Source organism: Cellulosimicrobium sp. SJTW-1 (assembly GCF_047716875.1).
GTDB classification, from domain to species: Bacteria; Actinomycetota; Actinomycetes; order Actinomycetales; family Cellulomonadaceae; genus Cellulosimicrobium; species Cellulosimicrobium funkei.
Map to the genome: position 1 here is coordinate 696,436 of NZ_CP136680.1, position 14,121 is coordinate 710,556.

The 14,121-nt window shown below is 74.3% G+C and carries 16 protein-coding genes and 3 tRNA genes; 12 read left to right on the forward strand and 7 right to left on the reverse strand.

Annotated elements, in window-relative coordinates:
• Positions 1 to 30: 30 nt before the first annotated feature.
• Together purF and purM are read left to right on the forward strand one after the other, a co-directional pair.
• On the forward strand, positions 31 to 1,578 hold the full coding sequence (gene purF / locus RSE42_RS03170; protein ID WP_031315107.1) for an amidophosphoribosyltransferase: 1,548 nt from the start codon (positions 31 to 33) through the stop codon (positions 1,576 to 1,578).
• Positions 1,579 to 1,635: 57 nt separating this feature from the next.
• On the forward strand, positions 1,636 to 2,769 hold the full coding sequence (gene purM, locus RSE42_RS03175; protein WP_415297859.1) for a phosphoribosylformylglycinamidine cyclo-ligase: 1,134 nt from the start codon (positions 1,636 to 1,638) through the stop codon (positions 2,767 to 2,769).
• 222 nt (positions 2,770 to 2,991) lie between these two features.
• Here purM and RSE42_RS03180 read toward each other — a convergent pair whose 3' ends face one another.
• A complete protein-coding gene (locus RSE42_RS03180; protein ID WP_021482112.1) occupies positions 2,992 to 3,198 on the reverse strand; it encodes a DUF3073 domain-containing protein in 207 nt (68 codons plus the stop codon).
• Positions 3,199 to 3,607: 409 nt separating this feature from the next.
• On the opposite strand from RSE42_RS03180, the gene RSE42_RS03185 reads away from it, so the two are divergent.
• Positions 3,608 to 3,820 (forward strand): BldC family transcriptional regulator, encoded by a 213-nt coding sequence (locus tag RSE42_RS03185; RefSeq protein WP_021482113.1) that lies wholly within the window; start codon positions 3,608 to 3,610, stop codon positions 3,818 to 3,820.
• A 278-nt stretch (positions 3,821 to 4,098) separates the two neighbouring features.
• Here RSE42_RS03185 and RSE42_RS03190 read toward each other — a convergent pair whose 3' ends face one another.
• From RSE42_RS03190 to RSE42_RS03210, 5 genes are all read right to left on the reverse strand, one after another.
• On the reverse strand, positions 4,099 to 4,407 hold the full coding sequence (locus tag RSE42_RS03190; RefSeq protein ID WP_021481598.1) for a DUF3618 domain-containing protein: 309 nt from the start codon (positions 4,405 to 4,407) through the stop codon (positions 4,099 to 4,101).
• Positions 4,404 to 4,826: a phage holin family protein gene (locus tag RSE42_RS03195; protein WP_021481597.1), complete on the reverse strand. Its 423-nt coding sequence runs from the start codon at positions 4,824 to 4,826 to the stop codon at positions 4,404 to 4,406. Before RSE42_RS03195 ends, RSE42_RS03190 begins: the two co-directional genes overlap by 4 nt.
• A gap of 173 nt (positions 4,827 to 4,999) precedes the next feature.
• Positions 5,000 to 5,072 (reverse strand) — tRNA-Phe (locus RSE42_RS03200).
• 50 nt (positions 5,073 to 5,122) lie between these two features.
• Positions 5,123 to 5,196: transfer RNA gene (locus RSE42_RS03205), tRNA-Asp, on the reverse strand.
• A gap of 163 nt (positions 5,197 to 5,359) precedes the next feature.
• Positions 5,360 to 5,432, reverse strand: a tRNA-Glu gene (locus RSE42_RS03210).
• A gap of 90 nt (positions 5,433 to 5,522) precedes the next feature.
• On the opposite strand from RSE42_RS03210, the gene RSE42_RS03215 reads away from it, so the two are divergent.
• From RSE42_RS03215 to RSE42_RS03255, 9 genes are all read left to right on the forward strand, one after another.
• On the forward strand, positions 5,523 to 5,867 hold the full coding sequence (locus tag RSE42_RS03215) for a metallopeptidase family protein (RefSeq protein WP_415297860.1): 345 nt from the start codon (positions 5,523 to 5,525) through the stop codon (positions 5,865 to 5,867).
• A gap of 40 nt (positions 5,868 to 5,907) precedes the next feature.
• A complete protein-coding gene (locus RSE42_RS03220) occupies positions 5,908 to 6,225 on the forward strand; it encodes an ArsR/SmtB family transcription factor (RefSeq protein WP_021481595.1) in 318 nt (105 codons plus the stop codon).
• 92 nt (positions 6,226 to 6,317) lie between these two features.
• Complete coding sequence (locus RSE42_RS03225; RefSeq protein ID WP_415297861.1) at positions 6,318 to 7,244, forward strand: cation diffusion facilitator family transporter; 927 nt, start codon at positions 6,318 to 6,320, stop codon at positions 7,242 to 7,244.
• An 88-nt stretch (positions 7,245 to 7,332) separates the two neighbouring features.
• A complete protein-coding gene (gene galE / locus RSE42_RS03230; protein ID WP_085386577.1) occupies positions 7,333 to 8,340 on the forward strand; it encodes a UDP-glucose 4-epimerase GalE in 1,008 nt (335 codons plus the stop codon).
• An 88-nt stretch (positions 8,341 to 8,428) separates the two neighbouring features.
• Entirely contained in the window at positions 8,429 to 9,343 is a 915-nt protein-coding gene (locus RSE42_RS03235) for a phytoene/squalene synthase family protein (protein ID WP_085386576.1), read from the forward strand.
• The gene (gene crtI / locus RSE42_RS03240) at positions 9,340 to 11,010 is read left to right on the forward strand and encodes a phytoene desaturase family protein (RefSeq protein WP_144681908.1); all 1,671 of its coding nucleotides are present in this window, start codon (positions 9,340 to 9,342) and stop codon (positions 11,008 to 11,010) included. The genes RSE42_RS03235 and crtI overlap by 4 nt, the downstream gene beginning before the upstream one ends.
• Entirely contained in the window at positions 11,007 to 11,345 is a 339-nt protein-coding gene (locus RSE42_RS03245) for a lycopene cyclase domain-containing protein (protein WP_031317163.1), read from the forward strand. Before crtI ends, RSE42_RS03245 begins: the two co-directional genes overlap by 4 nt.
• Positions 11,342 to 11,686, forward strand: coding sequence for a lycopene cyclase domain-containing protein (locus RSE42_RS03250; protein WP_043655437.1), 345 nt, complete (start codon positions 11,342 to 11,344; stop codon positions 11,684 to 11,686). The genes RSE42_RS03245 and RSE42_RS03250 overlap by 4 nt, the downstream gene beginning before the upstream one ends.
• Positions 11,683 to 12,552 carry a prenyltransferase gene (locus RSE42_RS03255; protein ID WP_378226495.1) on the forward strand — a complete coding sequence of 290 codons (870 nt, stop codon included), beginning with the start codon at positions 11,683 to 11,685 and terminating at the stop codon, positions 12,550 to 12,552. Before RSE42_RS03250 ends, RSE42_RS03255 begins: the two co-directional genes overlap by 4 nt.
• Positions 12,553 to 12,643: 91 nt before the next feature.
• Here the strand turns inward: RSE42_RS03255 and RSE42_RS03260 are convergent, their stop codons facing one another.
• Positions 12,644 to 14,101, reverse strand: a complete 1,458-nt coding sequence (locus RSE42_RS03260; protein WP_085386573.1) for a D-alanyl-D-alanine carboxypeptidase family protein — start codon at positions 14,099 to 14,101, stop codon at positions 12,644 to 12,646.
• Positions 14,102 to 14,121 lie beyond the last annotated feature (20 nt).

The window sequence follows — 14,121 nt, forward strand, 5'->3', positions numbered from 1 at the left end:
TCGCCCGCGCGCTGTGGGACACTGAGGTACGTGGCCCCCCGCGGAGATGGACTTCTCAACCACGACCTCATGCCCGGCGAGAAAGGCCCCCAGGACGCCTGCGGCGTCTTCGGTGTCTGGGCGCCCGGCGAGGAGGTCGCCAAGCTCGCCTACTTCGGTCTCTACGCGCTGCAGCACCGCGGCCAGGAGTCGGCGGGCATCGCGACGAGCAACGGCGAGCAGATCCTCGTCTACAAGGACATGGGCCTCGTCTCCCAGGTCTTCGACGAGACGGCCCTCAACGCCCTGACGGGGCACATCGCCGTCGGGCACTGCCGCTACTCGACCACGGGCGGCGTGACGTGGGAGAACGCGCAGCCGACACTCGGTGCCACCGCGTCCGGGACCGTGGCCCTCGGGCACAACGGCAACCTCACGAACTCCGCCGAGCTCGTCAACCTCGTCGCCGAGCGCTACGGGAGCCAGCGCCGCGGCGAGCTCGCGCGCGGCAACACGACGGACACCGCGCTCGTCACCGCCCTGCTCGCGGGCGACGCCGACCACACGCTGGAGGCGACGGCGCTCGAGGTGCTCCCGCGCCTGCGCGGTGCGTTCTCGCTCGTCTTCATGGACGAGCGCACGCTGTACGCCGCGCGCGACCCGCAGGGCGTGCGCCCGCTCGTGCTCGGCCGCCTCGAGCGCGGCTGGGTCGTCGCGAGCGAGACGCCGGCTCTGGACATCGTGGGCGCGTCCTTCGTGCGCGAGGTCGAGCCCGGCGAGCTCATCGCGATCGACGCGGAGGGCCTGCGCTCGCAGCGCTTCGCGCCCATCGAGCGCGCGGGCTGCGTCTTCGAGTACGTCTACCTGGCCCGCCCGGACACGAGCATCAACGGCCGCTCGGTGCACGCGGCGCGCGTCGAGATGGGCCGCCAGCTCGCCCGCGAGCACCCCGTCGAGGCGGACCTCGTCATCCCGGTCCCCGAGTCCGGCACGCCCGCCGCGGTCGGCTACGCCGCCGAGTCGGGCATCCCGTTCGGCCAGGGGCTCACGAAGAACGCCTACGTGGGCCGCACGTTCATCCAGCCGTCGGACACGCTGCGCCAGCTCGGCATCCGGCTCAAGCTCAACCCGCTGCGCGACGTGATCCGCGGCAAGCGGCTCGTCGTCGTCGACGACTCGATCGTGCGCGGCAACACGCAGCGCGCGCTCGTGCGGATGCTGCGCGAGGCCGGCGCGGCGGAGGTGCACGTGCGCATCAGCTCGCCGCCCGTGAAGTGGCCGTGCTTCTACGGCATCGACTTCGCGTCGCGCGCCGAGCTCATCGCGAACGGCCTGTCGCCGCACGAGATCGGCCAGTCGCTCGGTGCCGACAGCCTCGGCTACATCTCGACCGAGGGCATGATCTCGGCGACCGAGCAGCCGTCGTCCCAGCTCTGCACGGCGTGCTTCACGGGCAAGTACCCCATCGAGCTGCCGCCGGACGACCAGCTCGGCAAGCACCTCCTCGAGCAGGCCGAGCTCCCGCTCGGGGCGCCCGAGGACGGGCTGCGCAGCCTCTCGGTGACCGCCGGCGGCGCCGGCGCCCTCCAGCATCCCTGACCCGCACCCTCCGCACCACCGGCGCGCGCGCCGCGAGACACCTTTGGAGCCGACACCATGACTGCCGACTCGCCCCGCACGGGCCTCACCTACGCCGCCGCGGGGGTCGACACCGAGGCCGGTGACAAGGCCGTCGAGCTCATGAAGGACGCCGTGCGCCGCACCCACGGGCCGCAGGTCCTCGGTGGCGTCGGCGGGTTCGCCGGGCTCTACGACTTCTCCGAGGTCGCGACGTACCGCCGTCCGCTGCTCGCGACGTCGACCGACGGCGTCGGTACCAAGGTCGCGATCGCCCAGACGCTCGACGTGCACGACACGATCGGCTTCGACCTCGTCGGCATGGTCGTCGACGACATCGTGGTGGTGGGTGCCAAGCCGCTGTTCATGACCGACTACATCGCGTGCGGCAAGGTCGTGCCCGAGCGCATCGCGGGCATCGTGCGGGGCATCGCCGCGGCCTGCGAGGTCGCCGGCACCGCGCTCGTCGGCGGCGAGACGGCCGAGCACCCGGGCCTGCTCGGCGAGGACGAGTACGACGTCGCGGGCGCGGCCACGGGCGTCGTCGAGGCGGACGCCCTGCTCGGCCCGGAGCGCGTGCGCGAGGGCGACGTGCTCGTCGCCATGGCGTCGTCGGGTCTCCACTCGAACGGCTACTCGCTCGTGCGCGCCGTGCTGAAGCACGCGGGCTGGGGCCTCGAGCGGCACGTGGACGAGCTCGGCCGCACCGTCGGCGAGGAGCTGCTCACCCCCACGCGCGTCTACGCGAGCGACTGCCTCGCCCTGGCCGCCGACGACGCGGCCCAGGTCCACGCGTTCACGCACGTCACGGGCGGCGGCCTGGCCGCGAACCTCGCGCGTGTCCTCCCGGCGGGGCTCGTCGGGGTCGTGGACCGGGGGAGCTGGGACGTGCCGCCGGTGTTCCGCCTCGTGCGCGAGCTGGGCGGGGTCCCGCGCGGCGACCTCGAGAACACCCTCAACCTCGGCGTCGGGATGGTCGCGGTCGTGGGCGCGGACGGCGTCGACGCCGCCCTGGCGCGGTGCGCCGCGCTCGGCGTGCCCGCGTGGGTGCTCGGCACGGTCGAGGCCTTCGACCCGGACGCGGCCCGCGACCTCGCCGACGGCGACCTGGTCGCCGGCACCAAGGGCGTCCAGGCGGGTGCGGTGCGGCTCGTCGGGGACTACCGCTCCTGATCACCGCCCGGTCGGGTCGGCGCGCGGATCGCGGCGTCGGCCCGGCCAGGGCTGCTCTCCCGCGGGCGCGACGGCGCGGTGGGTCGATCCGCCGAGGACATCGCGGTGGGCTGATCCGTCGCGGACGCACGACGACGGCGCCACCGCCTGCGGGCAGGCGACGGCGCCGTCGAGGTCAGGTGCGTCCGTGCGAGACGGCGGAGGGGGTGTCGCGGACGACCGTCAGCGGTCGTCGGACCAGTCGTTGTAGCGCTGGTCGTAGCGCTCGAGGTCGTCCGGCTCGGCGCCGAAGCGCGAGTCGGTCACGACATCCGTACGGCTGTGACCCGTGAGCTCCTGCTCGAGCGCACTGTAGTTCGTCTCGGGGCTGTAGTACTTCAGCGCGCGAGCGACCTTGGTCTGCTTTGCCTTCTGACGGCCGCGGCCCATGGCTCCGACCCCCTCAACGTAGAAGCGGGGCGGCAACGTACTCAGACGTGCGGCCCCGGGGTGTAGTTTCGTCTGTTCAGGGTCCAACGGTACATGCTCAGGGCCTATTCCATCCACTCAGAGACCCTGGTCGAGCCGTGGACGTGCCTACCGTCACACAGTCTCCACCGCGTGGCCTCGCCCGGGCCGGGTCCGGTGGTGCGGAGGGCCCCTGCGGACCACCTGCGGCAACGCTCTCGTATGCCGCAGGAGCGCCTATCCGGCCGATCCGACCATAGAGCGCCTAATTCACCCGTCCGTCAAGTCGCCCGAAATCCGCATGCTGCGACAATGGAAGGTACTGGCGTCGTGCTGTCGTCGTGATCCGGGGTATCTGCCGGACCAGCGCGTACCAGGAGGAGGTGTCGTGATGTCCATGCACGGGGAGTCCGAGGTTCTGCTCACGCCCGCCGAGGTCGCCAGCCTTTTCCGCGTCGACCCCAAGACCGTCACCCGCTGGGCGAAGGCGGGCAAGCTGTCGTCGATCCGCACCCTCGGTGGCCACCGGCGCTACCGCGAGTCCGAGGTCCGGGCCCTGCTCGGCGCCGCCAGCGAGCCCGCGGACGGCACCGACAAGTCCTGACCCGGCGTCGCGCCCGGCCCACGGCCCACGGCACGCCGACGTGGCGGCGCGCACCCGAACGGACGCCGGCACGACGCACGTTCTCGGTCGGCGCCGGCCTTGCCACCCAGCCCTGCGCGCGTGCGACGTTCCTGCACGCCGGACGTCCCGCGTCCCCGAACCCTCCCGCGTGCCGGACGCCCCGCGCGTCGTCGAACCTTCCCGCACGCCGGAACGCCGCCGACCCCGCGTCCGGTGGAGCACCGGCGCGGGGTCGACGGCGTTCGTCGAGGGGGTCGTTACGAGCGGCGGCGGAGGATCGCCGCGGCCACCAGCGCGACACCGACGACGGCGGCGCCCAGCAGCAGCTTGACGTTGCGGGACCGGTCCGGGTCCTCCTCGGGCAGCCCGTTGCCGGAGAGGAACGCCCCGGTGTCGCTCGCCGCCTGCTTCGCCTGCTGCGCGGCGGCCTTGGCCTGGACGCGCGGGTCGAGCCGCGTCGTGAGCTCGTCGATCGTCCCCGCGAGCTCCTTGCGGGTGCGCGCGATCTCGTCCTCGAGCTGGGACGGGGAGAGCTGGGGGTCGGGGGTCTCGCCGGTTCCGCTCACGGGCGCAGTCCTTCCTTGATGGTCGCGACGTCTTCCTTGATGCTCTCGACCGCACCGGTCGGCGTCGGCGGCACGCCCCGCTGGAGCTGCTTGACGCCGACGAACGCGAGCGTACCGGCGACCAGCACGAGGACGCCGCCGACGATCAGCGCCGCGAGCCACAGCGGCATGGCGGTCGCGAGGCCCTCCATGGCGGAGTGCAGCAGGAAGCCCAGGCCGTACAGCACGAGCACGCCGCCGACGACGAGCAGGCCGATGCCGATGCCGGCGTGCTTCGCCTTCGTCGTCAGCTCGGCCTTCGCGAGGGCGATCTCCGAGCGGACGAGCCGGGTCGCCTGCTCGGACAAGCGCTCCACGAGCTGTCCGACCGTCGGCTTCTGCTCCTCGGGCGGGATGCGCCCGTCGATCCAGTCGCTCATCTCTCAGCCTTTCCGCAGGTGATCCCCCACCACTCAACCGGCACCGGGGTCGGCGCGCAACTTCCCCGGGGGTGCGCGCGGTGCCCGGGGGCGAGGAGGGTCGCGCGAGGGACACCGCGCGGGCCCGGGACGCAGAAGACCCCCGTCCGGAATCCCGGGCGGGGGTCTCTCGGTGGCTCCGACCGGCGTCGATCCGGTGACCTTTCGATTTTCAGTCGAACGCTCTACCAACTGAGCTACAGAGCCATGGGGGAAGAGCCCGGCCGGCCGATGCCGACCGGGCTCTTCGCCTCACGCGACCCTGACGGGACTTGAACCCGCGACCTCCGCCGTGACAGGGCGGCGCGCTAACCAACTGCGCTACAGGGCCTTGCTGTTCTTCGCGAGACACACCTTAGCACCAGGGAACCCGGTGATTTTCACCAGCGATCCTGGTGGTGTGGTGGCCCGCATTCGAACCGAGAGGATCGTACCGTACCGGTGAGCCGATCCGTAAATCCGCCGGTGACCACCGGTCCCGACGCGATCTCGCGTACCCCCAACGGGATTCGAACCCGTGCTACCGCCGTGAAAGGGCGGGGTCCTAGGCCGCTAGACGATGGGGGCTCAGGAACGTCGGCCAGTGTACAGCGGCGCCGCCGGGGGCTCCTCGTCGGATCCGCCGCCCGCGCGGGGGAGGATGGGCGGGTGGTGGAGATGACGCAAGCCGACTTCGAGGACGCCGTGCGCGACGGGCTGGACCTCGTCCCCGAGGAGCTGGCGGTGCAGATGGACAACGTCGTGGTGCTCGTCGAGGACGACGCGCCCGACGACGACCCCGAGCTGCTCGGGCTCTACGAGGGGGTGCCGCTCACGGAGCGCGACCACATGTGGGCGGCGGGCGCGCTGCCCGACCGCATCACGATCTTCCGGAACCCGACGCTCGCCATCTGCGAGACGCGCGAGGACGTGGTCGAGGAGGTGGCGGTGACCGTCGTCCACGAGATCGCGCACCACTTCGGCATCGACGACGACCGGCTGCACGAGCTCGGCTGGGGCTGAGCCCGGGCGGTCCGGGGCTGCCGATCGCTAGGATCGGCGGGTGACGACGAGCGCCGCGAGCGACCCCCGGCACGACGGCGCGCACGACCACGAGGCGGTCGCGCGCCTGCTCCACGCGCTCGCCGAGCCGCGCCGTCTCGCGATCGTGCACCTGCTCACGGGCTCGGAGCGCCGGGTCGTCGACCTCACGCGCGAGCTCGGGCTGGCGCAGTCGACCGTCTCGGAGCACCTCACCACGCTGCGCGAGGTGGGGGTCGTCGCGGTGCGGCGGGAGGGCCGGTCGTCCTGGTACCGCCTCGTGCGCCCGGAGGTCGCGCACCTCCTCGCCGACGCGGAGCACGTCGCCCTCGCCCCCTGACCCCTGCGCGTGACGCGTGTCACGGTGCATCCCGCCTAGAAAACATCGGTGTTCATCGATATCATCGGTAAACACCGATGAATGGAGGATCGATGGGAGCGGGTCACGACCACGGCGCAGGTGACCTCGGCGCGCCCGACCACCGCAGGCGGCTCGCCGTCGCGTTCGGCATCACCGCGACGATCCTCGCGGCCCAGGCCGTCGGCGCGGTGCTCACAGGGAGCCTGGCGCTCCTCACGGACACGGCGCACATGCTCACCGACGCGATCGGGCTGGCCGTCGCGCTGGTCGCGGCGTCGCTCGCGCTGCGCCCGGCGACCAAGCACCGCACGTGGGGCTTCCGTCGTGTCGAGGTGCTCGCGGCCCTCGCGCAGGCGGCGCTGCTCCTCGCCGTCGGCGCGTACGCCGCCGTCGAGGGCGTCCGGCGCCTGCTCGAGCCGCCCGAGGTGCCCTCCTCCGAGCTGCTCGTGTTCGGGATCGTCGGCCTCGTGGGGAACCTCGTCACCATCGCGGTCCTGGCGTCCGGGCGGCGCGCGAACCTCAACCTGCGGGCCGCGTTCCTCGAGGTGGTCAACGACGCGCTGGGCTCCGTCGGGGTCATCGTGGCCGCCGTCGTGATCGCCACGACGGGCTACCAGCGGGCCGACGCGATCGCCGGCCTGCTCATCGCCGTCCTCATCGTGCCGCGCGCGTTCCGCCTCCTGCGCGAGGCGACGGCCGTCCTCATGGAGTTCACGCCCGAGGGCCTGGACCTCGACGACGTCCGGCGGCACATCCTCTCGCTCGACCACGTCGAGGACGTCCACGACCTGCACGCCTCCACGGTCGCGACGGGGCTCCCGACCATCTCGGCGCACGTCGTCGTGGACGACGCGTGCTTCCGCGACGGGCACGCGCTGGAGATCGTCGAGCGCGTGCGCACGTGCGTCGCCCACCACTTCCCGGTCTCCGTCGAGCACTCGACCTTCCAGCTCGAGACGGCGGCCCTGCGCGACCGCGAGGCGCACGGCCACGCCTGAGGGCGCCGTCGGGCCTCCCCGCGGCGCGCGACCGGACGCCCTGGGGACGACCCGTCGCCGCGCGGGGCGCGCGCACTAGGGTGGTGCCATGACGATCCTCGTGACCGGCGGAGCCGGGTACATCGGCGCGCACGTGGTGCGCCTCCTGCAGGAGCGCGGCGAGAAGGTGGTCGTGGTCGACGACCTGAGCACGGGCCGCGCGGACCGGGTGGGTGACGCGGTGCTCGTCGAGGTCGACGTCGCGTCGCCCGAGGCCGTGGACGTGCTCACGCGCGCCATGACCGAGCACGACGTGCGCGCGGTCGTCCACTTCGCGGCGCGCAAGCAGGTGGGGGAGTCGGTCGAGAAGCCGGCCTGGTACTACCAGCAGAACGTCGGGGGCTTCACGAACCTCGTCACCGCGATGCAGGCGGCCGGCGTCGACCGCCTCGTCTTCTCGTCGTCGGCGGCGACGTACGGCATGCCGTCGGTGTCCCTGGTCGAGGAGAAGCTGCACGCCGAGCCGATCAACCCCTACGGCGAGACGAAGCTGGTCGGGGAGTGGCTCGGTCGGGCCGCGAGCCGCGCGTGGGGGCTGCGGTTCGTCGCCCTGCGCTACTTCAACGTCGCCGGTGCGGGCTGGCCGGACCTGGGCGACCCCGCGGTGCTCAACCTCGTGCCCATGGTCCTCGACCGCCTCGAGCGCGGCGAGCGGCCCAAGATCTTCGGGGACGACTACCCGACGCCGGACGGCACGTGCATCCGGGACTACATCCACGTCCTCGACCTCGCGCAGGCCCACCTCGCCGCGCTCGAGTACCTCGACGTGGACGAGCGTCCGTTCGACGTCTTCAACGTCGGCACGGGCGAGGGCTCCTCGGTGCGCGAGGTGATCGACGAGATCGGGCGCGTCAGCGGGCTCGACGTCACGCCGGAGGTCCTGCCGCGCCGCGCGGGCGACCCGCCGCAGCTCGTCGGGAACCCCCGCCGCATCAACGAGCTCTTCGGCTGGCGCGCCACGAACGGCCTGCCGGAGATCATCGCGTCGGCGTGGGAGGCCTGGCAGTCCGGGCCCCGCCGCATCGACACGACGCGCGAGGCCGCCTCCGAGGTGTGAAATCCGGCGTCCCGTGCGATCCTACATCCCTCAGCATGCTGAGGATTGACCGGGGAGGTGCCCCGGCGACGGAAGGCGGGACGACGACGTGGGCGACGAGAGCGACCCGGCACGGCTGTACGACCTGACCGCCGCACGCACGAGCCGGGTCGTGCTGGCGGCGTACTCGACCTCATTCGGGCTGGGCGCACGCCTGCTCGACACGCCGACCCGCGACGGGATCGACGCGGTGTACGGGCTCGTGCGGATCGCCGACGAGGTCGTGGACACGCGCCGCGGCGACGGCGCGGCAGACCTCCTCGACGAGCTCGAGGCGGAGACGGCGCGGGCGCTCGACCGGGGCTGGTCGACGAACCTCGTCGTCCACTCGTTCGCCCGTGCCGCGCGCCGCTGCGGCTTCGGGCACGACGAGGTCGACCCGTTCTTCGCCTCGATGCGCACCGACCTCACGGTGCGCGTGCACGACCGCGAGAGCTACGAGCGGTACGTGTACGGCTCGGCGGAGGTCGTCGGCCTCATGTGCCTCGCGGTGTTCCTCAACGCGCGGCGCCGCCCGGGAGAGCCGCTGCGCGTCCCGGACCCGGTGCTGGTCCGCGGCGCCCGCGCGCTCGGCGCGGCGTTCCAGAAGATCAACTTCCTGCGCGACCTGCGCACCGACCACGACGAGCTCGGGCGCGCCTACCTGCCGGGCGTCGTCCCCGGCCGGCTGCGCCGCCGGGACGTCGAGGCGTTCTGCCGCGAGGTGGAGGGCGACCTCGCCGCCGCCCGCGCCGCGCTCCCCGGGCTCCCGGTGCGCCCGCGCATCGCCGTGGCCGCGACCGTCGCCGTCTACGAGCGGCTCCTCGCGCGGCTCGCCGCGACGCCGCCGGAGGACATCCTGCGTGCGCGCGTGCGCATCCCGGACACGATGAAGGTCGCGCTCGCGGCGCGCGCCGCCGGCGGCCAGCTCCTCGGCCAGGTGGCGTCCGCCCGCTCCCCGCGCCCGCGGAAGGTGCTCGCGTGAGGGCTCCGCGCGTCGTCGTCGTCGGAGGGGGGATCGCCGGGCTCGCCACCGCCGCCCTGCTCGCGCGCGGTGGCGCGCGCGTCACCCTGCTCGAGCGGCACGACGAGGTGGGCGGTCGCGCGGGCACGCTCGAGGTGGACGGCTTCCGCTTCGACACCGGCCCGTCCTGGTACTTCATGCCCGAGGTGTTCGAGCACTTCTTCGGGCTGCTCGGCGCGCGCGTCGAGGACCACCTCGACCTCGTCCCGCTCGACCCGGCGTACCGGGTGTTCTTCGAGCCGGGCGCGGACGGCGCGGCGTCGACGTTCGAGCTGTCCGGCAACCCCGGGGTCAACCGGTCGCGGCTCGACGCGATCGAGCCGGGTGCCGGGGGCCGGGTCGCCGCGTACGCCGAGGACGCGAGCGAGGCGTACGGGCTCGCGCTCGACCACTTCCTCTACACGACGTTCGAGCGCCCCGACCGGGCGCTCTCGCCCGCGGTGCTGCGCCGGCTGCCGCGCCTGGCCGGGCTCCTGCGCGAGTCGCTCGCCGACCGGGCCGCGCGCGCCGTGGACGACCCGCGGCTCCAGCAGCTCCTCGGGTACCACGCCGTGTTCCTCGGGTCGTCCCCCTACCGCGCGCCCGCGCTCTACTCGCTCATGAGCCACCTCGACCTCGTCGACGGCGTCCAGTACCCCCGCGGGGGCATGTACACGCTCATCGAGGCCGTCGAGCGGCTCGCGCGCGACGCGGGCGCCGAGGTGCGCACCGGCGCCGACGTCGCCGGGATCGAGGTCGTGCCCGGCGGCGGTCGCCGCGGCCGGGTCGCCGGGGTGCGCCTCGCGTCGGGCGAGCTCGTCGAGGCGGACGTCGTCGTGTCGGCCGCCGACCGGCACCACACGGAGACGGCGCTCCTCGATCCGCGCTGGGCCGACCTCCCCGCCGCGGCGTGGGAGGACAAGGGCCCCGGCATCTCGGCGCTGCTCGTGCTCGCGGGCGTCCGCGGCGAGCTGCCCGAGCTCGCGCACCACTCGCTGTTCTTCACGAAGGACTGGCCCGCCAACTTCGACGCGGTGCTCGGCCCGGACCGTCGCAGCGACCCCCGCGGCCTGCGCGTGCCGGAGCCGGCCTCGCTGTACGTGTCGCGCACGAGCGCGACCGACGGGCCGACGTCGGCCGCCCCCGCGGCGCCGCCCGGCCACGAGAACCTGTTCCTCCTCGTGCCGTTCCCCGCCGACCCGACGCTCGGCGGCGACGAGCCGTCGCAGCGCACGCTCGAAGGGCTGGCCGACCGCTACCTCGCCCAGGTGGGACGCTGGGCGGGCGTCGAGGACCTCCCGGGGCGCGTCGTCACGCGACGCGTGCTCGGCCCGGCGCACTTCGCGACCGAGCTCTCGGCGTGGCGCGGCGGCGCGCTCGGCATGGAGCACACCCTGCGGCAGTCCGCGCTGTGGCGCCCGGGCAACGCGTCCCGCCGTGTCGACGGGCTCTACCACGCCGGAGGTGGCACGATCCCGGGCGTGGGACTGCCGATGTGCCTGATCAGCGCCGAGCTCGTCGCCAAGCGGCTGCTCGGCGAGACGTCCGCGCGCCCGCTGCCCGAGCCGCTGCGCGAGGGCTTCCTCGCCGCGAGCCGCCGGCCCGAACGGCTCCGGCCGGCGGACCGGCCGGTGGCGGTCCGCCGGTGACGGGCCTCGCCTACCTCGGTGCGCTCGCGGTCTCGCTCGGCGGCCTGGCCGTGCTCGACCGCCGGTTCCGGCTCGCGTTCTGGTCCGACCCGCGGCGGGCCGCGCTCACGGTCGGGCTCGGCGTCGTCGGGTTCCTCGCGTGGGACGTCGCGGGACTCGCGCTCGGGATCTTCGCGCGCGGGGAGAGCCCCTGGATGACCGGGCTGCTGCTCGCGCCCGACCTCCCCGTCGAGGAGGCGGTGTTCCTGACGCTCCTGTGCTACAACGCGCTGCTCGTCTGGCGGGGCGCCGAGCGCGTGCTCGCGGCCCGGCGCGCCGGGGAGGACGACGCGTGACGAACATCGTGCTCAACGTCATCGTCCTCGCGGTGCTCGTCGCGGTGTCGTGGCGCGTGCTGCGCCGACTGCGACCCGGGCCGCTCGTGTGGACGGCCGTCGTGATGTGCGTGCTCACCCTCGTGTTCGACACGCTGATGATCGCGGCCGACCTGTACGTCTACCACCCGGACAAGATCCTCGGCGTCTACCTGTGGGGGGCGCCGCTCGAGGACTTCGCGTACGCGCTCGCCGCCGCGCTCGGGATGCCGGTGCTGTGGACGGTGCTCGGCGCCCGCGGTCGCGACCGCACCGCCGGCCGCGGGTCCGGGCGCGGGCGTGCCACGGAGGACGACCGGTGAAGGACGTCCTCGCCGCGTCGCGGCCCTTCTCCTGGATCAACACCGCGTACCCCTTCGCCGCGGGGTACCTCGTGGCGACCGGCGGGCGCGTCGACCTCGCGCTCGTCGTCGGGACGCTGTACTTCCTCGTGCCGTACAACCTGCTCATGTACGGCGTGAACGACGTCTTCGACTACGCGAGCGACCTGCGGAACCCGCGCAAGGGCGGCATCGAGGGTGCGCTGGCGGACCCGGCGACCGCGCGCGTCACGCACCGGCGCATCCTGCGCGCGTGCGTCGCGACCAACGTGCCGTTCCTCGTCGCGCTCTTGCTCCTCGGCGACCCGCTCGCGGGCGCGGTCCTCGCGCTCGTGGTGTTCGGCGTCGTCGCCTACTCGGCGCCCCGGCTGCGGTTCAAGGAGCGCCCGTTCCTCGACTCGTTCACCTCCGCCATGCACTTCGCCGGGCCGCTGCTGTACGCGCTCGTGCTCGTCGACGCGGACCTCTCCGCGCGGTCCGTCTGGCCCGTGCTCGTCGGCTTCGTGCTCTGGGGCATGGCCTCGCACGCGTTCGGTGCGGTGCAGGACGTGCGCGCGGACCGCGAGGGCGGCATCGCGTCCGTCGCGACGGCGATCGGCGCGCACGCGACCGTGCTCGCCGCGGCGGCGGCGTACGTCGGGGCGGCCGTCGTGCTCGCGGTGCTCCCGTGGCCCGGCGTCCTCGCCGCGCTGCTCCCGCTGCCGTACGCCCTCAACGTGCTGCGGTTCCGCGACGTGCGCGACGACGACTGCGAGCGCGCCAACGCCGGGTGGCGGGCGTTCCTGTGGCTCAACCTCGTCACCGGGTTCCTCGTGACGATGCTGCTCCTCGCGGACGCCCTCACCTGACGCGCCCCGCGTCGCCGGGCACGGACGACGACGGCCCCGGTCCCGCGAGGTCGTCGCGGTGCCGGGGCCGTCGTCGTGGGGGAGCGGCCCGTCAGGAGATGTCGCCGTACTCCCAGTGCCAGGGCTCGTTCTTCGAGCCGCCGGCGCGGGCCCACTCGGGGTTCTCCCACCCGTAGGCCGGCGCGTTGGCGCGCATCCACTCGTACTGCGCGGTGCCGTAGCTCTGGATGCCGCCGCCGAGGTCGAGCGCGAGCGCCCAGCCATGGTTCGACATGCCGGGCGGCGCCGCGAAGTAGCCGCGGGACGCCTTCACGGCGACCTGGGACGCGTACGAGCGGTACGAGTCCGTGACGGACAGGTTCGCGCCGAACGCCTCGCGGTACTTCTCGTTGAGGGCCTCGATCTGGTGGGCGGCGTCGCAGCGGAGCTGCTCGCCGGGCGCGAACGACAGCTCGCACAGCGCGCTCGCCGGGATCTGGCCGTTGCCGTAGCCCGCGGTGGACGTGGCCCACTGGTCGAGCTGGGCGGCGACCTCCTCGGCCGACGGCGGTCCGGGCACGACCTGGACGGTCACGCCCGAGCCGGCGGCGTCGAGCAGGGTCGTGAGCTCCGCCGTCAGCGCGGCGATCTCCTCCGTGCCGGCGGGAGCCGCCGGGTCCGCGGGTGCCTCGGCGTCTGCGGCCGGGGCACCGGCGTTCGCGTTCCCCGTACCGGTGGTGAGGTCGGGCGCGTCGGTCGCGGTGTCCGCGGCCGCCGCGTCCTCCTCGGGCGACTCGGTCGCCGCGTCAGCGCCGGCCGACGGCGCGGCGGCGTCCGTCCCGGGCGGGGCGTCGTCGGGCGCCGTGGCCAGGCCCGGCGTCGCGGTGCCGAGCGTCGGGACCGCGGCCTCGAGCTCGTCGAGCGGCGTGCGGGCCGAGGACCGGCTCGCACGGTCGTCGGCGCGGCCGTCGAGCGCGGGCACGCTCGCGCCGAGCGTCTCGGCGGCGGTGAGCGTGTCGTCGGTCGCGGGCTCCTCGGTGGCCTCGGCGGTCGCCGTGGCGCCGTCGTCCGGGCTCGCGAGCCCGGACCCCGCGGGGGAGCCGAGGAGCGTGGTGGCATCCTCGGACGGGGACGCCTCGGACACGGCCTCGCTGAGCCGCGTGCGCGCGTCCTCGATCTGGGCGACCTGCTCGGGCGTGAGCGCCGCGGCGCCCTCCCCGGTGAGGAACTGGGCCCGGACGAGCACGTCGCCCGCGGCGTCGACGGTCGCCGGGTCGGCGGTCGCCGGGGCGGCGACCGTCCCGAGGGACACGGGGGCGACCGCGGCGCCCGACGTCGGCGTGCCGGCGGGCGCCGCCTCGGTCGCGTCGGTCGTGGCGGACGGCGCCGCGCCGTCGGCGAAGGCCGCCGCGGCGGTGCTCGCGGTGAGCGCGACGGCCGCGACGGCGGCGCCGGTCCCGAGCGTGCGGCGGCGCCGGGGCGCGGCAGAGCCGGTCCCGTGCGTGCCACGGCGGGCGGCGGAGACGAGGGCGGCGGGGAACGAGGCCCGGCGCGCGGTGTGGCGGCCCATCTAGCGCGCCTCGCCGCGGA